This window comes from Vibrio sp. V12_P9A6T4, from assembly GCF_963874835.1.
Taxonomy (GTDB): Bacteria; Pseudomonadota; Gammaproteobacteria; order Enterobacterales; family Vibrionaceae; genus Vibrio; species Vibrio anguillarum.
In genome coordinates this window covers 1-20,574 of record NZ_CAWNJO010000038.1, presented here as the reverse complement: position 1 = coordinate 20,574, position 20,574 = coordinate 1, and the positions used below count along the sequence as shown (strand labels likewise).

The following is a 20,574-nucleotide window of genomic DNA, read 5'->3' as shown; positions in this document are numbered from 1 at the left end:
GAATCGTGTTTATGTAAACAGCGCGTGGATTTCTTCTAATACATGAGGATTGGCAATGGCACCTAAGTTTTTGACTGTCTCGCCATGCAGTACTTGCTTCACCGCGAGTTCTACCAGTTTTCCGGATTTGGTGCGCGGGACATCACTGATGGAATGGATCTGCGCAGGAACATGACGAGGGGAGCAGTTTTCTCTTAGGCGCTGTTTGATGGTGTTCACCAGTAGGGTGTTGAGTTCGCACTGTGGAGCCAGTTGTACAAAAAGGATGATCTGCTCATCATTATCGATTTTCTGACCCACTGCGACCGAATCTTGTATTTCAGGAAAGCTATTCACTTGCTGATAAATTTCCGCCGTGCCGATACGCACGCCCCCAGGGTTTAAGGTGGTGTCACTGCGCCCATAAAAACGTATTCCCCCATTGTCGGTCCACTCAACTTCATCACCGTGGTGCCATACACCAGAGAACTTGCTCCAATACGCATCGTGATAACGTTGGCCATCGTCATGCCAAAACCCGATGGGTTGATTAGGGAAACTGTTGCAGCAGACTAACTCTCCCCGTTGTTGTATCACGGGTTGACCAAGGTCGTTAAATACGGCGACATCAAGTCCTAAGCCTGCGCCTTGGCATTCTCCTCGATACACCGGCAATATGGGGTTGCCAAGCACGAAGCAGCCACAAATATCGGTTCCACCCGAGATAGAGGCGAGGTGTAAGTCCGCTTTTATGTTGGCGTATACATAATCAAACTGTTTTGGGTACAAAACCGAACCTGTTGAACATAATGTTTTCAGTGAGGAGAGAGGGTAGTAATCGCTCGGTGAATACGCGGTTTTTTGCAGTGCCTCTAAATATTTGGCCGATGTACCGAACAAAGTGATGTTGGCTTCTTCTGCCAAATCCCACAATACACCCGGTTGCGGATACATTGGGCTACCATCATAAATAACCAACGTAGCACCGCTAGCGAGCGCCGAAACATGCCAGTTCCACATCATCCACCCACAAGTGGTGTAATAAAACACACGATCGCCCGGTTGAATATCACAGTGTAATTGATGCTCTTTGAGATGATTTAAAATCGTACCGCCAACCGAATGGGCGATGCATTTGGGTTTACCTGTCGTACCTGATGAGTACAAGATAAACAGTGGGTCATTGAAGCCAATGCGTTCATAGCGTAGCCCACGTGGAAGGTAACTTGCGAGAATCGCATTCCAATCAGAAAAAGCGTCGTTAAAATCAGCCGTGAGTGAGCGTTGCTGTAAATATTCGATCTGACAAATGTTGTGTAGGCTCGAAATAGCATCGGCAATCTGACCATTTTTTTCTTCCATGAGATGGGTTTTGCCATTAAACGTATACCCATTGCAGCAGAATAAAATTTTGGGTTGTACTTGGCCGAAACGTTCTACTACGCTGTCGACACCGAAATCAGGAGAGGTTGATGTCCAAACGGCTCCTAAGCTAGTAGTCGCTAACATAGCCACTAAAGTTTCGGTCATATAGGGTAAGTAACCGGCGACAACATCACCTTTTTCAACTCCATTTTGTTTTAACCACTGCTGGATAATAGAAACCTGATCACTGAGTTGCTGCCATGTTAGCTTCTTGCTTTGCCCATTTTCATTTTTAAACCAAACGGCAATGCCTTCCGGTTGTTGAAACGCATAAGAGAGCAGATTTTCCGCGTAGTTCAATTGTGCTTGGGGAAACCAAATTGTGTCTCTGGCAGCGGTGAAGTCGTCCCATCTCGCAATCCCCTCACCGTAAATGCAGTTACCACGAAAGCCGATCACATCGCAAAATTGCCACACTTCTAACCAAAATTGTTTTCTCTCGGCAACGGACCAGAGATGCAGTTGTGAGTAGCTTTCTATCGCCTCACCTTGCATATTAATGTGCTCAATAAACTGGTTTAAATTGGACGCTTTGATGCGGTCTTGGCTAGGGACCCAAAGCGGTGTGTGCGGCGTCAAATTTTCTTCAAACATAATCGCGTTCCCTACAACCCTACAAGTGGGTATATATCCGTTTATTTTCTGATCTGTTGGCACTGTTTAGTGTTGTCGGCGAACGCCGTAAAGTCAAACGGGTTGGCCATAATCATATCCATGATATCTAAGTAAAAAAACCATAAATGTAAAATATTTGTTACGCGTGAGCGTCGTCAGATGTCGAGCCTAAGATTGGCAGACTTTTCACGAGGCGATAGGCTTAATGTAATCGGTTTGTTAAAAGGTTGTGATATGACGCAGTATCATTCTAAGCCATTAAATAGCAAAGGTTTCATTGACTGGAGTAACGAAGAGGATCGGATTTGGTATGATCTGATCGCGCGTCAAGAGACCGTCGTTGAGCAGCGAGCATGCCAAGCCTATTTGGATGGGTTAGCGATGCTGCAACTCTCTAAAGATCAGGTTCCTCAGTTGCCCGATATCAACCGTATTTTGCAACGAGAAACCGGATGGCAAGTCGAGCCAGTGCCCGCTTTAATCAATTTTGATCGATTTTTCGCCTTGTTGGCAGAGAAAAAATTTCCAGTTGCCACGTTTTTGCGTAGCCGTGAAGAGTTTGACTATTTGCAAGAACCGGATTTTTTTCATGAGATTTTTGGTCATTGCGCGATGCTTACTCATCCTGATTTTGCATCATTTACTCAGGTTTACGGCAAGCTTGGGGCTAACGCGAGCCAAAAACAGAGAGCTTATTTGGCGCGGCTCTATTGGTTTACTGTCGAATTTGGTTTAGTGCAAGAAAGTGACGGTGTAAAAATCTATGGCGGAGGTATTTTATCCTCCCCCGCTGAAACCGTGTATAGCCTTGATAATCAAACGGCCATACGTGAAAAATTTGACATCCAACAAGTGCTGAGAACGCCATATCGTATTGATATCATGCAACCCATTTACTATGTGTTGGATGATCTACGAGATCTGTACCATTTGAGCCAAGAAAATCTTGTACAGCAGGTAGAAAGTGCCATGCAGGCAGGTTTGTTGGCCCCCTTATTTCAACCCAAGGAAGAGACCCATGCTTGAAGAATTACGTTGTGAAGCTTGTAGCCTTGATGCGCTAGCATTATCGATCCCCGAGCAGCAGCAACTACTCACTGAGCTTGAGGGGTGGTCTATTGTTGTACGTGATGACATCCCCCAGTTGGAAAAAGTGTATGTGTTCAAAAACTTCAAGTTAGCGTGGGCATTTTCTAACCAAGTTGCTCAATTAGCTGAAGCGGAATTCCACCACCCCAGTTTGTTATTAGAGTGGGGAAAAGTGACCGTGACTTGGTGGAGCCATTCCATCAAAGGATTGCACAAAAACGATTTTATCTGCGCCGCAAAATGTGATGGATTAATCGATTAAAGCTAATACTATCAATGTGTTAGTTTTAGATCTCGACCTGGTGGTTATTTTCCCTTCGTTGTGCACTTGAAGCTGCAGCAGTGCTGGCTACGTTTGCTTAACCCAGCATAGAGTTTACTTGTGCTCATGGGGATGAGCTCACTTACCGCCTACCTGCAACTTCAACAAGTTGTTTGGATGTATCCGGTCGTTTTTCTACGCAAAAGCCAAACCGTGACCTACACTTTGAAAAGCTCATAATACAAATTTCATATAAACCCAGTGGCTGGGGGCGACGATGGCTTTACAAAAAGTTGTTCATTTCTATGCGTAGGGTTTGACTATGAAAATATCAACGAAAATCATTGCGGCATGTACTATCTTGTGTTCAGTTGGCGTGGTAATCAGCGGTGGTTTTGTTGGGTGGCGAGCATCAGAGCTCTCAAGCCAAGCACTTTATGACCGAGCCGCAAATCAACTTACCTCCGTACGCGAAATCAAAAAGAGTGAAATAACTAACTATTTCAAACAGATCCGTCTGCAAATTGAGACCTTGTCTTCCGAGGTATCGACTCAAGAAGCAATGGATTCTTTTACTCGTTCGTTCTCTCGTTATCCTGCCCACCGTATAACGCCCCAAGATATGGATGCGCTAGGACGGTATTATCGTGATCAGTTTGGTCGTACTTACCGTCAGGAAAACAGTGGCAGTCAGCCAAATGAACTTGGTGCGTTTGCACAGCTTTCAGAGCAGGGAAAAGCACTGCAGGCTCGCTACATCGGCGTAAACCCTAACGAGCTTGGATCCAAACATCACTTGGATTTTGATTCATTGGGCAGCAGCTATGATGAAGCTCACCGGCGTTATCACGCCTCATTTAGGCGATTTTTAGAAGCGTTTGGCTATTACGATATTTTCCTTGTCGATTTGTCAGGCAACGTGGTTTATACCGTGTTTAAAGAACTGGATTTTGCGACCAATTTATCAACTGGCGCATATCAAAATTCGGGGCTAGGCCATGCATTTGCTAAAGCAAAAAACTTGCAAGAGGGGCAATCCTACCTCGAAGATTTTGCACCTTATTATCCTTCCTATGAGGCAGCGGCTTCGTTTATTTCGGCCCCAATTTTCAAAGAACAGCAGCGGGTAGGCACGCTGATCTTTCAGATGCCGATCGATGTGATCAACAACATCATGACATTTGGTGGTAGCTGGGCTGATGCGGGGCTCGGTAAAAGTGGAGAAACTTACCTCGTGGGGCAAGATGGTTTATTGCGCAGTCAATCACGGTTTTTATTAGAAGATCCTGAGCAATACTTTCAAACCTTAACTGATATTGGTGTTGAGCCAGCCACCATTGATCAAATCAAAACCAAGGGTTCGGCCATTGGGCGTCAACGCATCAAGACCGACGCGGTACGACAGGCATTGGCGGGTGGACAAGGCCTAGAAACCATCAAAGACTATCGCAATGTTGAAGTACTTTCGGCCTACGCACCTCTGGATGTTTTGGGACAAAAATGGGCTATATTAACTGAAATCGATCAATCTGAGGCGTTACAAGATGTCTCGACTTTAGAGCGTTCAGTACTGCAGACGGTGTTGATTAGCATTGCTGTTCTTGTGGTGCTCTCACTCTTTATTTCTTACGTCGTAGGAAGTGGTATATCCAAACCTATCCGCAGTGCGTCGTTAGAGCTGCATCGGATTAATCAGGAGAATGATTTAACCGCGCGTTTAAGTGAAAAGGGTAAAGATGAAATGGCGGAAGTTGCGGTTGCCTTTAACCAGCTATTTAGCAGCTTACAGAAAACCATTGAGCAGTTTGCGCGGGCGACGGAGTCACTCAACGGCAGCACTCATCGTATGTCTTCCAATATGGAGAGCACGCGAGGCGCTGTTGCCGAGCAGAGTATGAGAACAGAATCGGTCGCGGCGGCGGTAAATCAAATGAGTGCTTCAATTGGCGAGGTAGCGCAGTTTGCTAGCCGAGCTGCCGATTATGTGAAATCAGCTAATGATACAGGGTCACAAAGTGTCGACGTCGGGGAAGCGTTGGGAAATGAAATCAGTTTGTTGAGCGATGAGATGAAGATGGCGGTGGAAGCTATTGAGCGGCTCCATAGTGAAAGTAATTCTATTGCTGAAGTGCTTGATGTTATCCAAGGTATCGCCGAGCAGACCAACTTACTGGCCCTTAATGCGGCGATTGAAGCAGCACGTGCTGGCGAGCAGGGTCGTGGTTTTGCGGTCGTTGCCGATGAAGTGCGATCATTAGCAGGGCGCACGCAGACTTCGACTGAAGAGATCCGTAAAAAAATCGATTCGCTACAACATGAAATAAACAGTGTGTCGCAAGGAATTGAAAAGGCCAATAAAACCGTGGTGAAAGGGGTTGAAACCTGCCATTTGAATACGGATATGCTTGCTCAAATCATGTCGATGTTAACCGAACTGAATGACATGAATGTGCAAATTGCTGCCGCGACAGAAGAGCAAAAATCAGTAACGGATGAAATCAGCAGCAGTATTACTTCGATTGCTGATGCCTCACTGTCGGTTTCTGGGCAGGTGAATGATGTTGATGGAGTGCTTACCGACCTTTCTGGGCAAGCAGAGACACTAAATAGTGAGATTGCTCAGTTCAAATATAAGGCGTAACGCTAAGACATTTCCTACTTAATCAGCAACTGTGTTGGTTACGTTCGCTCCAAGCATAGAGTTATACTCAGTTTAACTATGCTTTGAGCGTTGAAGGCTCTGTCTCGTTGACCAAGTTATTGATCCAACGTTTGGAATGGATCCGTTGTGTTGTAAGGATAATTTTGACGGCCTCTTCAAGCATAATAACCATCATAACCCAATGCAAAGGCCAGCCAAGAACCAACCCTGTGTAATAAGCCAACGGAATGCCAATCGCCCATTGGCCAAATAAGTCAATGAAAATACTGTAGTTAATATCGCCGCCACTTTTTAACACGCCACCGATACCGACCATATTAAATACCCGTAGTACCATCCCAAACGCCATTACTAAGCAAACATTCACGGCCATTTGTGTATCATGCAGTGGACTTTTTTCGATCAAAGCGTAAATCCAAGGTTCAGCCAAAAAGCAGAACAATGCCAGCAGCAACGCCAGCCCGCAGCTAGTAAGTACATACCACCAAGAAGTCTGCGCGGCACGCTCGTAACGCTGTGCACCAATTTCATGTCCAAGCAAGATAGAGGCGGCCACGGCAAATCCAAGAAAGGCGGAAATGAGTACACTTTCAATGGGGGAAAGCAGTGAGATAATCGCAAGTTCAGAAACGCCCAACTGGCCGACAATAACGTTGTAAATCAAAATGCCAGCCGCCCATGCTGAATCGTGAATAATCATTGGCCTTGCGACTTTAAAATAGCGCTGTCTATGGTGTTTCATTTTTGCTTGCTGCCAGTTTTCGCGATTGGGCAATAGATGAGCGTAATGTCGCTTTACTTGCCAAAAAAGCAGCATGGTTTGGCAGCCGCGTGAGATGCTTGTGCCAATCGCTGCACCCACAACCCCCAATTCTGGAAAGCCGAACAGGCCAAAGATGAGTAAAGCGTTTAAGACAGCGTTAATAATGATGGCGAGAATGCTTACTTGAGTTGGCAACTTTGCCACGCCGACAGAACGTAGTGCGCTCTCTAGTGGCACTACTAATGCGGTACAAAATAAGCTAAGTGCTGTGATCCATAAATAATCCGTGGCTAGTGTGACGTATTGAGCATCATTGGCCACTAAAGAAACAACAGACTGAGGTATCCACAAATAGAGCAGCATAAAGGGGAGTGTAAACAGCAGAGCCACTATCCAAGACTGAGCCAATGTCCGTTTTATGCCCTCGATGTTACCTGCACCAAAATATTGCGAAGCTAACACGCTTACTGCACCGCTAGCGCCAACAATAACGATGAGATTAAAGAAAAATATTCGGTTGCCAACACCAACGGCCGCCGTAGCGGATTCACCTAATTGGCTGACCATAAAAATATCCACTACACCTAACAGTGAAAACAGCATTGACTGGAGGGATACCGGTACGCCAATATCGATCAATTTGCGCCAAAATTGACGGTCTAGCTGATGAAAGGGAGTCATAAACATGGTGCATTACCTCATTTTGATATGCGGCAAGTGTAAATCGAATCGTAATTTTTGTATTCTCTCAATACCTCTATAACTTTTGCCAAACTCTCATATGTCAGACAAGCAAGAACGGTATTCCATCTCAGATAAAACACATCAAGAATTTATTGACCAAAGTCGCGTCTTAGCATTGGAGCAAAGCGGCATTGTGCAATGCGGAATTGCAACCTGCCGCGAAATGTTTTCTGTTTATCGGAAAAATCAGAGCGTGCATATGCTGTTATACACGGTGAAGGGAAAAGGTTGGCTTGCGAGTGGGAGTGACCGTTACTTACTGGAACCGAGCTCATTAATTGTGGTACCAGCGGGTGTCGAAAATGGTTTTGGAATTGAAGAAGAAGAGTGGCAAGTGGTGTGGATCTTTCTTGCACCACAGCGTCATTGGAAAAACACCGTAAAAGAAGAAATACATTACACATTAACGCCTATCGCTGCGGTCATGTATGCGAGTATTCAAGCGCTACTGCGAACCTTAACACTGCCTGCTGAGCTTGGTGAGCAGGTCGGGCAACGTATTGTTGAACAGATAGAAATCATGCTCCGAGCACCGATTGAACTGCCGCTCTCGCGTACTTTGTTGCGTTTAAATCGCGTCTTTCAGCGTGTCCAGAGCCAGCTGCATAAAGATTGGACAATAGAAAATCTCGCCGCATTATTTCCTTGCTCGCAAGCTCATTTGCATCGTTTATGTCAGCAGCACTTTGGCCACAGTCCTAAAGCCCACTTAACGCGAATGCGTATGGAGTACGCCGCTCGTTTGCTTGTTTCTACCGACTGGCCAATCCAACATGTCGGTGACATTGTCGGCTATCCTAACCCAGCAAACTTTAGTACTCGTTTTAAGGTATGGAGCCATTGCACACCACGAGAATTTCGTAAAAAACGAAATGATTAATTCCACGGCATTGGTAAATGGCACTCTTCATTCATAAACTTTTTTATCTACTAAACGCGATGAAATTATTGCACCTCGAGCACGGCTTATGAAGGTGATTGAAATATCAATATCATTGAGCATATGGCTTGTAAAAATCAATTTATTCATCACATTGATTAGATTCTAACCACCAACAAAACGGTTATGTGCTAAACCTATAAGAGTAGGAATATTGTCAATATAGAGAGATAAGCGATGGATCTGTTTGCGGATTTTCGACAAGAGGCTCAACCAAAGAGCCAGGAGAGTCATGAACTTAGTGTTGAAAATAAACCATGGCGAGTACTGCTAGTCGATGATGATGAGCAGATGCACCAGATCACTCGTTTAGCGCTAAGAGGGTTTTCATTTCAAGGACGGCCACTAGAGCTACTGTCTGCTATGTCTGGTCTTGAAGCCAGAGAAGTGCTGAATACTCAGCCCGATATAGCTTTAGCGCTCGTTGATGTAGTTATGGAGACGGAACACGCGGGGTTAGATTTAGTTAGGCATATCCGTGAAGAGTGTAAGAATAGAATCATTCGTTTGGTATTACGTACCGGGCAAGCAGGGCAAGCCCCCGAAGATACGGTCATCCAAGAGTATGAAATTGATGACTATAAAGAGAAAACAGAACTTACCACACAAAAACTCAGAACCCTGCTCTATTCGATGTTGCGATCTTATCGGGATCTTTGTTTGATAGAAGAGCAAAAAGAGGGGCTTAAACGCGTGATTGAAGCCTCAGCGAAGGTACAAAATACCACAACCTTACAAACCTATGCTGAATCGGTACTGAGCCAGCTCACTTCTTTACTTAAACTCCATGCATCGGCATTTTATTGTATCGTTCAGCCTAAATCTGAAGGCGAAGGTTCGTGTGCTTTAACGTTGGCGGCTATTGGAGGATTTGTCGATTTTTATTCTGACTGTGATTTCTCGCGCTTACCTTCGGAAGTGGCTAAGCGCTGCCAGCTTGCACTGCAAAGCAAAATGTCTCATAGCTACGATGATGCCTCTGTACTTTATATGACAGACAGTCGTGGTGTAGAAAATTTACTCTATATTAATTTGCTTGAGCGCTTATCTGAAAATGACGAACGCTTGCTTGAAATCTATATGTACAACATAGGGTTAACTTTTGAAAACTTAAATTTACAGCTTGATTTACGCGAAACATCGAGGGAGCTTGTTTATAACTTAGCCAATGCCGTCGAAGCCAGAAGTAAAGAAACAGGGGCTCACGTACAGCGGGTTTCTCTGATCTGTGAAAAATTAGCCACATTAATGACCCTACCTGAGCAGGATATTTATATGATTAAAAATGCGTCACCCCTGCACGATGTAGGTAAAGTGGCGATCCCTGACAGTATTCTTCATAAACCAGGGAAATTGGACGCTCAAGAATGGGCGATCATGCAAAAACACGTTGAATACGGTGTTGATATCTTAAGTCGTTCAAAACGCAGTTTAATTATCAAAGCGAAAGAGATTGCCGGTTCTCACCATGAAAAATGGGATGGAAGCGGTTACCCAAACCAATTAGCCGGTGAAGGCATTCCTATCAGTGGCAGAATCACAGCATTAGCTGATGTGTTTGATGCCCTTGGCTCGAAACGCAGTTATAAAGATGCTTGGCCGGAAGAGACAATCAAACAAGAAATTGTCGCGCAAAAAGGAAAACATTTTGATCCGATGTTGGTCGATCTGATGTTGGCACATTGGGATGATTTCATCACTATTCGTGAACAGTTTCCAGACTAGAATCTTTTTTGGAACCGAAAAATAAATCCGTTTTCAGGGAGTAGGATAGAGTGAAAAGCAACCAATTAAAGACGATTGTTGGCTTGTGTACGTCTAGCTTAGCCATCGTTCAGATTCCTTTTGTACAAGCACAAATTGATCCTTCAAATCCCAAACTTAATGAACCTAAACAAATGGTCGCACACCTTGGTGAACTCCCTGGACTGATTAATGCGGATGGTTCGGGGCCATTTGCCGAATTAGTGAGGTACATGGATAAGGTCGACCCTGATACAGAGATCCATATTGAAGTTTTCCCTTTGCATCGAGCTGTACATGGGGTCGTTAATAAGCAAGCTGACTTTGCCTTACCCGCGATTTATGTTGATGATCCTGAAGGAAAGTTACCATTTCGTTTTAGTACGAAGTCGTTCGGTTTAGTGGCACATGTTCTTTATACAAATAAAGCCAATCGAATCACGTCAGAACAGCTTTGGAGCCAGCCTGATAAATACTACGTTGAGGCCGTTCCTAGCTATATACCTTTTGAAGTTGCGCGCTCAAATAGCATCAATGCTTCACTACTTAAAGTAGCCGCTGGACGTATTGATGGATTTGTCTGGGCACAAGAAGAAGCGGATATTGCGCTGAAAAGTTTAGGTTTAGAGAATGTTTCACGCCAACACTTTGCCGATTTCAAGGATGTATTTGTCATTGCTCACGGCTCTAAAGGCGATGAGGTTGATCAATACTTAACGCGAATACTCTCTCAACTAGAGGAAAGTGGAGTATTGAAAATACTCTATGATGCTATTCACCGTCCTTACGATGATTGGCAACCTTGACCCTCTTACTTTCTATCTATTATTACTTTCTGTCTATTATTACTGCATCATTTATTGCAGCATCATCATTAACAAGTTCAAGAGCCTTAGGGAGAGTAAAAACGTAATGAACACCTTGGCCAACATTAGAACTAAAATCTAGTTTTCCTTGTAATTTTTGAGTCGCTAGATTAAAGACAAGATTCAAGCCAAGCCCTGATCCGCCACGGCCTCTTTTGCTGGTAAAAAAGGGTTCAAAGATTTTATGGTGCAGTTTTGGTTCGACGCCACAGCCATTATCTTTATATTCTAAGAGGATATTCTCTCCTTCCTGTTTGAACGCAATGGTTATGATGGGGTTTTGCTCATCACTAAAAGCGTGGTTGACGCTATTCATCACTAGATTAGAGACTATTTGAGTCAATACTCCAGGTAAGCTGTTCATGGTTAGTCCTTCATCGCCTTCAAGTACGGGGGTAACAGGGATTTTCCTGGTCTCGGGATGAAGACTAGCGATAAGCGCGCTTAATACTTGGTGGATTGAGAATTGACTACGACTCTCAGATACCTGATCGACCGCTGTTTGTTTAAAGTCTCGGATCAGTTTGGCAGCACGATTTAAGTTGCTTTCAAGCATCGTATTGGTTTCATTCATTCTCTGCATCAATTCAGAAAACTGCTGACTTGTGAGCGTTTGGTTGGCGAAGGCGCTATTTAGCTCTTGTGTTACCTCAATGATTACCGAACTTGCGGTCACCGCGATACCTAATGGCGTGTTGACTTCATGCGCCACCCCTGCAACTAAACCACCTAAAGCCGCTAATTTCTCAGATTCAATCAACTGTGTTTGCGTGGCTTTTAGTTGCTCAATACTGTTTTCCAGATCGCAGGTTCGTTTGGCGACTTGACGCTCTAAGTTTTGGTTGAGTTTTTGTAGTTCAAGCTGCGCCAGTTTTAGCTCGGTAATATTAATGGCTGTGCCCCGTAACCCGAGAAACATATCCTTCTCATATCGTGCTACTGCTTGAAACATCAAATAGTGCTTACAATCATTGATGATAATTGTCTCCTCACACATTGAAAACGAGCAGTGTTTAGTAATGGACTGGAGTAATTTTTTCATATCTCGCAGTGAGTCAATCTCTGAAAGTAGTGGCTTGCTATTTTCACTGATCTCTAAAGCTTGACGCATGGGTTCGGAAGTGTAAATCAACCTGTCAGTACTATCCGTCTCCCATAACCAGTCGGATGAGACGTCCGTAAAATCGGCCAATCGTTCTTGTTCAAGTTTTATATTACTGTACAACGTAGTTACATTTCCGGTGATTTTATTAGTCTCATCGGCCAGCCAAGTGAGTTCATCGTTATGCCCCATAATCCATTTCTTATGGGGAAGTTTTAGTGGTTTTGGCGGATGGCGAGGGTTGTACTTGCGTAAGTATTGAGCAATGGCGAAGACTCGTCGATTTACGCTCTCATGGAAAATCATCAAAATGGCATAACAAATAAAAGCCGTTTTGATGGCGTTCACTACTAATATCAGTAGAAACTGCTTGACTAAGTAGTTGTAGATTTCTTGGGCATTAGACTCAACGTAGATCTCACCAATCTGCTCTTTGGCTTCCGTTTTTGGGTTGATATAAAGCATTGGGTAACGGTGAGCCACCAATCGCTCCGTCACTTTTTCTCCGGCACTGAATTGATAACCGCCAGACGTGATTTCCAAATAATCAATTTTAGGCAAGTTCACTAAGCCATCTAAGCGCTGTTGAAGTGCCACGAGATCATAATTCCATAAAGAAGTGGCAAGCAGTTCGGCATGAACGAATTCTATTTCGTGATGACGCTGAGCCACATCATCGAACTCTCTGTCATAGTCGAAATACGTTTGTGCTAACGTTGTCATCAGGGTGACAGCACCACTCAAAATGACAAGAAAAAAAATGATCCTGCGACCAATACGACTCGATAGTGGGTTATCTATGCTTTCATTAAATGTTCGGCTTTTGTTCATCCTGCTTCTCATTTTTTTGAGTGATAATTTGAGTATAGATGTCACATGGGAAGTGTGAATAACATCTTATTGACTACACTATAAAAAATAGCCGAATCATTGGAGGCAGTTCATGCGTTGGATATGGATATTGTGTGTGATAAGTGCGCCCGTGATTGCGGGAAAAGTACTCTTAATAGAGAGCTACGAGCAAGGTTATGAATGGGACGCTAGCTATGTATCCGCCCTTAAGCAGTCGTTAACGCCTGCGCACGAACTGCATACCTTTGAGATGGACACCAAACGGGTACCAGCGAGCCGTTATTCACAAATCGCCGAACAAGCCTTTAGCCGATATCAGCAACTGAAACCACAGGTAGTGGTTTTAGGAGACGACAATGCGTTGGTTCATATGTTGCCGAAACTCTACAACGAGCCAATCTCAATCGTGTTTTTGGGGATTAATTCAAACCCACGAAAATTCATGGTTCAATACCAAGGACAAGCCAAAGTGACCGGTGTTTTAGAGCGCCCCCTCTATGTGAAAACCATGGGAGAAATTGGCCGGATGCTCGATAAAGATAAGCGTAAAGTATTGGTGTTATTTGATTCGGGTAGTACGGCGAGTATTGCGTTGGAATTTATGCAAACCCAAGCCGATATGATTGAAAAGAATTTAGGCATTGCAACCGAGATGGTGTCAGTGGCCACAGAACAAGAGTGGCAGACACGAATTAATACCGCTCAAGAAAAAGGATTTGGGGCTATCGTTGTAGGGCTTTATCAAACCTTGGTGGACGATAAAGAAAACAATGTGTCTGCTGACAAAATATTAGCGTGGACAAACAAGCATGCCAATGTTCCTTTATTTGGTTTTTGGGATTTTTCGATCGGTGCGGGCAAAGCGGCGGGTGGTGTTGTGTTAGCGGCTAGTGACCAAGGAGAGATGGCGAGCCAAATTGTGTTACGCATTTTAAATAATAATGAAGACGCAAGCCGCATTCCTATCCAAATCGGCCAGCAAGGGCGTGCTATTTATCATCAGGGCGAAATGTCACGCTGGGGGTTAAGCGTACCGGAAGGATGGATGAAGATTGACTGACTTTGATGGGACTGTATTGAATTGTCGAATTCTGCATTACGTCTAAAATAAAAAAGCAGAGAGGCGGTGGCCCGTCTGCTTTTTCTTCATTACAGTGTATTAAACAGCCAATGGCATTTCATTTGATGGGTCATGCTTATTGTAAACACGAATCAAACCAACCACAGCAAACACAGACATCAACAACATCAATGCGCCAAGCGGCATCTGGTCATGAGCTGGAATAGCCGACGCTAAAAGGGTGGCTAAACCAGCCCCAAGGTTTTGCATACCGCCTAACACAGCACCTCCTGTTCCTGCATGGTAAGGCAGTGGTGTTAACGCTCCAGTGGTCGCTGCGGGAAAGAGAATGCCCGCACCGAGAAAATAGACAGTGGCGCCACCGATTAAGGTCAATGCGCTGGTTTGTCCCAACACTCCAGGAACAAACACCACCAATGAGCCCAATGCTATCGCTACCAACCCCACATACAAGGCGCTTTTTTCGTTGAAGTTCAACGCAATCACACTCGATAGCGCCGCACCAACTAAATAACCTGGGATCGGTAAGACAAACAATAAGCTGACGGTGGTGGCAGGCAGTTGCAAAACGCCACCAAGTAATACACCTGCAGCGGCTTCAAACACCGCGACGCCAGAGAAAGTCGCCACGAGACAAATTAAATACCCTTGGAAACGTTTGTCACTCAGCACATAGCGATAACTGTTTGCAACCGATTCGTGTCTGCGAGCCGCTTTAGGCAATGTTTCTACCATACTCGTCATCATAGTGATCACCACGGCAATCGCGAATAGGGATAAAAATAAGTAACTAGAGCGCCAGCCAAAACTTTCTGTTAAGTACCCACCAAGAACAGGAGCAATGAGTGGCGAAAAAATAACGCACATGCTGATAAGGCTATTGGCCTTATGCAATTCTGCTCCTGAAAAACAGTCTCGAGTAAGGGTTCGAGACATTGCGCCACCACACCCAATGCCAAGCCCTTGAATAAAACTACCGACCAAAAACCAATCGTATTGGTGAGCAAATAATGCGAGTAGCGATCCTGCAATATAAATCAGCAACCCAGCGATAATAATCGGTTTGCGTCCTAGGCGGTCTGACAATGGACCATAGACAAATTGTGATAGTCCATAAGGGATTAAATAACATGCCATGACCGCCTGCAGTGATGCAGGAGAAACTAAAAATTCTCCCGCCATATGGCCAATGGACGGGACGTACATCGTTTGTGTCATTTGGCCGACAGCGGTCAAAATCGCAATTAAAAATGTGAGTTTCACTAACGGAAACGATGCGGACATGGTCTATCTCCTGCACAATGGTGCAACTACGAAATATAATCAATATGAATAATGAAACTAATGGCCAGCGTTAAAAGTATCGCTCTTTCGGCGCGAGATATTAGTGAGGCTAGGCGCTTTTATCAATCTAAAAGTGTGAAGTTGAGCAAGATAAAAATCTATGATTTGAATTAGAAAAACTAATCATTATTCGGGTGGGTAAAGAGAAATGAAAGACGGTTCCAATGCCTATGTTGAGTATGGCTCTTGGTGTCTGATAATGTACCTAGTTTTTCTATTGCTTTTGCGCTGAACAGTGACTAATATTTGATGTAAATGAGAATTAATATCATAAAGGTGTGATTGATGATGTTACCTTTACTTGCTGCATTATTATTTATAGTGGGACTTGGCAAAAAGTTGTCGGTTCCAAATTCGTGGCTCTTCTACTATGCACTTTCTGTTGTATTGTTAAGCTGGCTATTCAGTATGAACCCCATTTTTGTCCTGATCCCGTTGTTTATCTTGTCACCTTGTCTTATCCACTATCGACATATCAAGGTGATTAAAATGGCTTATGTGGGCTGCCTGCTGCTGTCTTTTTTCGTCTCTTGGATTGTGTAAACCAATCCATGTCTTTTCTCGCCAGACAGTCCAAGTTGAGCGGGTATAGTATTTGTGAAAATCATAAGGTAGGATCGCCGGCCTTTTTCTGATGCTAGGAGGTAGCGATGTTTATTGGTTTTGACTATGGAACGGCGAACTGTTCTGTCGCGATGATGCAAGATGGGCAGCCAACATTGTTACCCATAGAAGGTAAAAGCCACTACATTCCTTCGACAATATGCGCCCCGACGCGAGAGTCCATTTCTGAGCATCTGTTCCGTCATCACAATATTACGCCAAGCGATAAAGTTGGTGAGCAAGTACTTCGCCGCGCGATCAATGTGAATAGAGAAGAGAGTATTGAACTTGCCGCGCAAGACATTGCCTTTGGCCAAGCGGCGCTCGATCTCTATCTGCAGGATCCGCGCGATATTTATTACGTTAAATCCCCTAAATCATTTCTAGGCGCGGCAGGTTTACGTGATGTGCAGGTCAGTTTTTTCGAAGACTTGGTGTGCGCCATGATGGTCAATATTAAGCACAATGCAGAGCAGCACCTTCAGCGCACCATCCAAGATACTGTGATTGGTCGTCCTATTAACTTTCATGGCCGAGGTGGTGAAGAGGCCAATCGACAAGCGGAATCTATTTTACAACGTGCGGCGAAACGCGCCGGTTTTCAGCACATCAGTTTTCAGTTTGAACCCGTTGCGGCGGGCTTAGAATATGAAGCGACTCTGGTGCAAGATCAAACCGTACTGGTGGTTGATATCGGTGGTGGAACCACCGACTGTTCATTGCTAAAAATGGGGCCGAGTTGGCGAGGGCGTGACGACCGCACCGCGAGTTTGCTTGCGCATAGTGGCCAACGGGTCGGAGGCAATGATCTTGATATCTATATTGCTTTCAAACAGTTGATGTCTTCTTTTGGATTAGGAAGTAAAGCCATTTCTGGCATTGATATGCCGATCACGCAGTTTTGGAACCCGATTGCAATTAACAACGTGGAAGCGCAACGTGACTTCTATGCTCAGCAAAACTTGGCAGCATTGAAATTGCTACACAAAGAGGCGCAGCAACCAGAAAAGTTGGCGCGTTTGCTGAAAGTCTATTTTGAAACGCTCGGCTATCAAATTGTACGCCGTGCAGAAGAGGCAAAAATTGCTCTATCTGATCTTACGCAATGTCAGGTGGTGCTTGATCTTCTTTCTGAGCAGATCGAAGTGCAAATTGAGCGTGAGCAAATGATCGACGCCATTGAATCCCCTAAAGCGAAAATGGTGGAATTGGTCAAAGAAGCGGTTGAACAAGGTGGCGTAAAGCCGGATGTTATCTTTATGACGGGCGGCTCTGCTCGTTCTCCAATATTACGCCAAGCGGTAGAGCAGCAACTGCCCCACGTACCCGTTGTCAGCGGTAACTACTTTGGTTCAGTGACTGCTGGTTTGGCTCGTTGGGCAGAGATTTGCTATCGCTGATATGAGCGCTTAGCGCTTCGTTTTTGATGCGTTGGGGGCCGGTAATATTGCGAATGATCGTGTTTCATTAAAACATTACTGGCAACCAAGCTACCTAAGCTTATCAACCCTAATCCGATCCAAGTCAAAGGCGTTGGCATCTCACCAAAAACGGGAATCGCCAACAAGGTTGCCACGACTGGTGTTGCAGAGCCAAAGGCAGCGGAGCGTTCTGCGCCGAGTGTTGAAACTGCATATAAATAGGTAAATGCTGCAATGAGCCCCGCCCCGACACCTTGTAGCAGTGTGTGTCCCGCCAGTTCTTTCCACGGCCAGTGTGCAAAAGAGTGTGTGGCTAAGTAGCTATCGACGATGCCTAAAGCGATTAGAACGGCCAATAAAATAGTAGAAAGTAAAGCAACCCATCCCGCGCTGACGAGCGCATGCAAATTCGCTACCCGCGCACAAATCGTAAACACTGCCCACATCAGGCTGCCAGTTAAAAACATCAAATGTCCGGTCAAACGGTTTGACTCAAAATCAGTGGCACTTGAATAGAGGAAAATACCAACCCCTGCCACCACTAAAGTCAGCCCAGCTATTCGATGGCGACTTAACGGCTGTTTAAACAGCAACACCGCGATACCCGAGACAAACAGCGGCAGCACGCCCGGAACAAGCGCGCTACCATCAGAAACCGGAACGTAGTGCATCGCATGGCTTGTCACTAGTAAATAGGGCAATCCACAGCCAATAAATAGACCAATTAAGTAACGTATAGGTACATTTTGCAATTGATGTCGAGTTCTCCAAACCAATGGAGAGAGCAACAAAGCGGGCAGTAAAAAGCGCGTTAATGCAATATCCGCGGGGGTTAATAGGCCGCTGGCTCCTGCCTTTAAAGAGAGGAAAAAGCCGGACCATAATAACAGTGTGGTGCCTATCGCGAGGTAGCCATAAATCATAATTTCATTCACATCAATGGATGGTTTCTCACCATTATCTATGGTTCGGCTTACTTTTATCCGGCAAGTTCACCCCTATTGCTAGATGGTTTAGCACTTATCCGCTATAAATTAGCAAAATGTTAGTGGATTTCATCAAGGATCGAGTAATGGATAGAATAGACCGCCGCATGTTGACCTTATTACAAACAGAGGGACGCTTAAGCACCGCAGAGCTTGCAGAAAAGGTTGGATTATCACCTTCTCCCTGCGCAAGACGCTTGAAACGATTAGAGGAGAGCGGGATCATTGATGGCTATCAAGCTCGCTTAAGCCGGCAAGCTGTCGGGGTTGGTATGACGGTTTTTGTTGAAGTTAGCCTGAATAATCATCAAGCCGCTTCCATTGATAGTTTTGAAGAGGCAATCAAAGAGATGGAGGAGGTGATCAGCTGCCATGTGGTTTCAGGTGCGTATGATTACTTGTTGGAAGTCGTTAGTGCCAATTTATCTGGGTACGAAGCATTTACGCGTCAGTTACAGCGGCTCAACAATGTAAAAGATATGCATACCCACCTCGCCATGCGTCAAGTGAAAGCCGCTACCGCGATGCCTATTTGGGTCTAGAGACAGCACTTTGCGTGCTGTCTTCAAGGTTAGGCGTGCTTATTCAAATTGAAATGACGCGAGAGAGTTTTTACTGATTTCGTTGGCAATCAATTGATGGATGGCCGTGGTAGGGTGCGTCACGCCCCAAAATACGTATTTGTCAGAGCTATGGTAAGCGCAATCATTGGTTAAGCTATGACGGTACAAGTAATCTAAAGCTGAATTGCGATTGATGTTGAGGCATGCATCGGTTGCATTTTCAAAGCCGTATTGCTGTGGATTGGCTGTGAGGTTTTCAAACAAGCTATGAGCATCAAACAGGATGATATTTACCCCTTGCATCTGATAATACAGTGCTTGTTGCTGAATAAACGCATTGAAGGTGGTGATCTTAGCGCTGACTTTCGCTATCTCTTCTGCTGTTGAATATTTGAACTGCGGGGCTTTGGTTGCATCGGGCAGGGTGAGTAGAATAATATTTTTGGCCCCTGAATCCACAAGACGAATCATCGCGCTGCTAAAATCTGCTTTGACTTCATATACTTCACGGTTGTAATTCATAAAGTCATTTAAGCCAAATTCAAGGGTAAAGAGCGTATTTTCTGGCTGGTAGTTTTTGGCCATTGTCATGTAATTTAGATAAGAGCGGACTTGATCGTTCACACCTGTCAGCGCGATATATTGATTACGCCCTGCGGCACCGCCAATCGCCCAGTTATATACAGGTAAATTGTGCATTTTTGCTAAATACTCTGTCCACACCAAACCATTGGAAAAGTGTCCTAAAAACCAAGAGTTAGGATTGGGAAATTTCCATTGTGACGCATTGAATATATTTCCTGTATCCGAAAGGCTGTCACCTATGGTCACCATTTTATTAATGACGGGTTTGGCATTTTGTTTATCGTTAGTCCAGATCGAATGATTGTATGAGAACCTATTGTCTGCTGCGAAATAAGTAATATCTGCCGAATCGTGACTGACGCCAAGTGTCTCTTCACAACGCTGCTTTATTTCATATTGTGAGGCGTCGGTATAAAACATATTTTTAAAGCGCACAGATGACCACCAGTAACCACTAATGGTGTAGTCATTTCCTTGTTCATCCAATGCCCACTCCCAATCTGTTGCTGGGTCATCATGATTGCCAGCGGGCCGATACCAACAGCGTACATAAGTGTAGGTTTGCTTATTTTGCGTATTCATTACGCCATAAGCGGTAACTGGTTCTGAGGTGGTATCCGTATTTTCTGCAATCGCCATGGAGAGTGGCAATATTGCGGTCATCAATAACGTCATTAGTTTCATATTTTTTTCTTATTGGTTTAGGCACGTATCTACTAAAGAATAAGTGCGAAAGTGAAATTAACAAACTGGTCAGACCTATTTTGGGTTTATGGTGTTAAGCGTCAATCAATAAACGACTATGCTGAGCATTATTTGGTATTAAGATCAAACAATGGACTGTCAGTGAAGAAAATACGAAAGGGTTTTTATAAATCCTAATTTAGATAAATAACAATAAGGTTTTGCTTTATTAATTGTCCTAATGTTAAATTTCAGTAGTTTAATA

Annotated in this window: 16 protein-coding genes; 10 read left to right on the top strand and 6 right to left on the bottom strand. The window is 44.5% G+C overall.

What is annotated here, in order from left to right; all coding sequences use genetic code 11:
- Positions 1-9: 9 nt before the first annotated feature.
- Complete coding sequence (locus tag AACQ42_RS04245; RefSeq protein ID WP_176429674.1) at positions 10-1,983, bottom strand: acetoacetate--CoA ligase; 1,974 nt, start codon at positions 1,981-1,983, stop codon at positions 10-12.
- Between the two features lie 270 nt (positions 1,984-2,253).
- Between AACQ42_RS04245 and phhA the strand changes: the two genes are divergently transcribed.
- The 3 genes from phhA to AACQ42_RS04230 all read left to right on the top strand — a co-directional run bounded on the left by phhA (position 2,254) and on the right by AACQ42_RS04230 (position 6,011).
- A complete protein-coding gene (gene phhA / locus AACQ42_RS04240; RefSeq protein ID WP_094165621.1) occupies positions 2,254-3,045 on the top strand; it encodes a phenylalanine 4-monooxygenase in 792 nt (263 codons plus the stop codon).
- Complete coding sequence (locus tag AACQ42_RS04235) at positions 3,038-3,370, top strand: 4a-hydroxytetrahydrobiopterin dehydratase (protein WP_013868428.1); 333 nt, start codon at positions 3,038-3,040, stop codon at positions 3,368-3,370. The genes phhA and AACQ42_RS04235 overlap by 8 nt, the downstream gene beginning before the upstream one ends.
- Positions 3,371-3,686: 316 nt before the next feature.
- Positions 3,687-6,011 carry a methyl-accepting chemotaxis protein gene (locus AACQ42_RS04230; protein WP_094165620.1) on the top strand — a complete coding sequence of 775 codons (2,325 nt, stop codon included), beginning with the start codon at positions 3,687-3,689 and terminating at the stop codon, positions 6,009-6,011.
- Between the two features lie 76 nt (positions 6,012-6,087).
- On the opposite strand, the gene AACQ42_RS04225 is transcribed toward AACQ42_RS04230, so the two are convergent.
- Complete coding sequence (locus AACQ42_RS04225; protein WP_094163152.1) at positions 6,088-7,482, bottom strand: MATE family efflux transporter; 1,395 nt, start codon at positions 7,480-7,482, stop codon at positions 6,088-6,090.
- Positions 7,483-7,576: 94 nt separating this feature from the next.
- Here AACQ42_RS04225 and AACQ42_RS04220 point away from each other — a divergent pair, with 94 nt between their 5' ends.
- The 3 genes from AACQ42_RS04220 to AACQ42_RS04210 all read left to right on the top strand — a co-directional run bounded on the left by AACQ42_RS04220 (position 7,577) and on the right by AACQ42_RS04210 (position 11,028).
- Entirely contained in the window at positions 7,577-8,419 is an 843-nt protein-coding gene (locus AACQ42_RS04220; RefSeq protein ID WP_176429670.1) for an AraC family transcriptional regulator, read from the top strand.
- 237 nt (positions 8,420-8,656) lie between these two features.
- A complete protein-coding gene (locus tag AACQ42_RS04215) occupies positions 8,657-10,204 on the top strand; it encodes a DUF3369 domain-containing protein (RefSeq protein ID WP_017048193.1) in 1,548 nt (515 codons plus the stop codon).
- Between the two features lie 50 nt (positions 10,205-10,254).
- Complete coding sequence (locus AACQ42_RS04210) at positions 10,255-11,028, top strand: ABC transporter substrate-binding protein (protein ID WP_094165618.1); 774 nt, start codon at positions 10,255-10,257, stop codon at positions 11,026-11,028.
- 22 nt (positions 11,029-11,050) lie between these two features.
- Here the strand turns inward: AACQ42_RS04210 and AACQ42_RS04205 are convergent, their stop codons facing one another.
- Positions 11,051-13,021, bottom strand: coding sequence for a sensor histidine kinase (locus tag AACQ42_RS04205; RefSeq protein ID WP_254918577.1), 1,971 nt, complete (start codon positions 13,019-13,021; stop codon positions 11,051-11,053).
- 112 nt (positions 13,022-13,133) lie between these two features.
- Here AACQ42_RS04205 and AACQ42_RS04200 point away from each other — a divergent pair, with 112 nt between their 5' ends.
- Positions 13,134-14,102 (top strand): ABC transporter substrate-binding protein, encoded by a 969-nt coding sequence (locus tag AACQ42_RS04200; RefSeq protein WP_094165616.1) that lies wholly within the window; start codon positions 13,134-13,136, stop codon positions 14,100-14,102.
- A 99-nt stretch (positions 14,103-14,201) separates the two neighbouring features.
- On the opposite strand, the gene emrD is transcribed toward AACQ42_RS04200, so the two are convergent.
- Positions 14,202-15,407, bottom strand: coding sequence for a multidrug efflux MFS transporter EmrD (gene emrD / locus AACQ42_RS04195; RefSeq protein WP_094165615.1), 1,206 nt, complete (start codon positions 15,405-15,407; stop codon positions 14,202-14,204).
- A gap of 345 nt (positions 15,408-15,752) precedes the next feature.
- Here emrD and AACQ42_RS04190 point away from each other — a divergent pair, with 345 nt between their 5' ends.
- Together AACQ42_RS04190 and yegD are read left to right on the top strand one after the other, a co-directional pair.
- The gene (locus AACQ42_RS04190; RefSeq protein ID WP_094165614.1) at positions 15,753-16,010 is read left to right on the top strand and encodes a hypothetical protein; all 258 of its coding nucleotides are present in this window, start codon (positions 15,753-15,755) and stop codon (positions 16,008-16,010) included.
- Positions 16,011-16,117: 107 nt separating this feature from the next.
- A complete protein-coding gene (gene yegD / locus AACQ42_RS04185; RefSeq protein WP_094165613.1) occupies positions 16,118-17,470 on the top strand; it encodes a molecular chaperone in 1,353 nt (450 codons plus the stop codon).
- Here yegD and AACQ42_RS04180 read toward each other — a convergent pair.
- Positions 17,461-18,414: a DMT family transporter gene (locus AACQ42_RS04180; RefSeq protein WP_166537977.1), complete on the bottom strand. Its 954-nt coding sequence runs from the start codon at positions 18,412-18,414 to the stop codon at positions 17,461-17,463. The two genes, yegD and AACQ42_RS04180, sit on opposite strands and share 10 nt — an antisense overlap.
- Positions 18,415-18,563: 149 nt before the next feature.
- Between AACQ42_RS04180 and AACQ42_RS04175 the strand changes: the two genes are divergently transcribed.
- Positions 18,564-19,019 carry an Lrp/AsnC family transcriptional regulator gene (locus AACQ42_RS04175; RefSeq protein WP_026027548.1) on the top strand — a complete coding sequence of 152 codons (456 nt, stop codon included), beginning with the start codon at positions 18,564-18,566 and terminating at the stop codon, positions 19,017-19,019.
- Between the two features lie 39 nt (positions 19,020-19,058).
- On the opposite strand, the gene AACQ42_RS04170 is transcribed toward AACQ42_RS04175, so the two are convergent.
- Complete coding sequence (locus AACQ42_RS04170; protein ID WP_094133317.1) at positions 19,059-20,309, bottom strand: SGNH/GDSL hydrolase family protein; 1,251 nt, start codon at positions 20,307-20,309, stop codon at positions 19,059-19,061.
- Between the last annotated feature and the right edge of the window lie 265 nt (positions 20,310-20,574).

Excerpts from the sequence above, each read along its gene's own strand:
- phhA (WP_094165621.1), top strand. The coding sequence starts at position 2,254 with ATGACGCAGTATCATTCTAAGCCATTAAATAGCAAAGGTTTCATTGAC.
- AACQ42_RS04235 (WP_013868428.1), top strand. The coding sequence starts at position 3,038 with ATGCTTGAAGAATTACGTTGTGAAGCTTGTAGCCTTGATGCGCTAGCA.
- AACQ42_RS04225 (WP_094163152.1), bottom strand. The coding sequence starts at position 7,482 with ATGTTTATGACTCCCTTTCATCAGCTAGACCGTCAATTTTGGCGCAAA.
- AACQ42_RS04220 (WP_176429670.1), top strand. The coding sequence starts at position 7,577 with ATGTCAGACAAGCAAGAACGGTATTCCATCTCAGATAAAACACATCAA.
- AACQ42_RS04215 (WP_017048193.1), top strand. The coding sequence starts at position 8,657 with ATGGATCTGTTTGCGGATTTTCGACAAGAGGCTCAACCAAAGAGCCAG.
- AACQ42_RS04205 (WP_254918577.1), bottom strand. The coding sequence starts at position 13,021 with ATGAACAAAAGCCGAACATTTAATGAAAGCATAGATAACCCACTATCG.
- AACQ42_RS04200 (WP_094165616.1), top strand. The coding sequence starts at position 13,134 with ATGCGTTGGATATGGATATTGTGTGTGATAAGTGCGCCCGTGATTGCG.
- emrD (WP_094165615.1), bottom strand. The coding sequence starts at position 15,407 with ATGTCCGCATCGTTTCCGTTAGTGAAACTCACATTTTTAATTGCGATT.
- AACQ42_RS04190 (WP_094165614.1), top strand. The coding sequence starts at position 15,753 with ATGATGTTACCTTTACTTGCTGCATTATTATTTATAGTGGGACTTGGC.
- yegD (WP_094165613.1), top strand. The coding sequence starts at position 16,118 with ATGTTTATTGGTTTTGACTATGGAACGGCGAACTGTTCTGTCGCGATG.
- AACQ42_RS04180 (WP_166537977.1), bottom strand. The coding sequence starts at position 18,414 with ATGATTTATGGCTACCTCGCGATAGGCACCACACTGTTATTATGGTCC.
- AACQ42_RS04175 (WP_026027548.1), top strand. The coding sequence starts at position 18,564 with ATGGATAGAATAGACCGCCGCATGTTGACCTTATTACAAACAGAGGGA.
- AACQ42_RS04170 (WP_094133317.1), bottom strand. The coding sequence starts at position 20,309 with ATGAAACTAATGACGTTATTGATGACCGCAATATTGCCACTCTCCATG.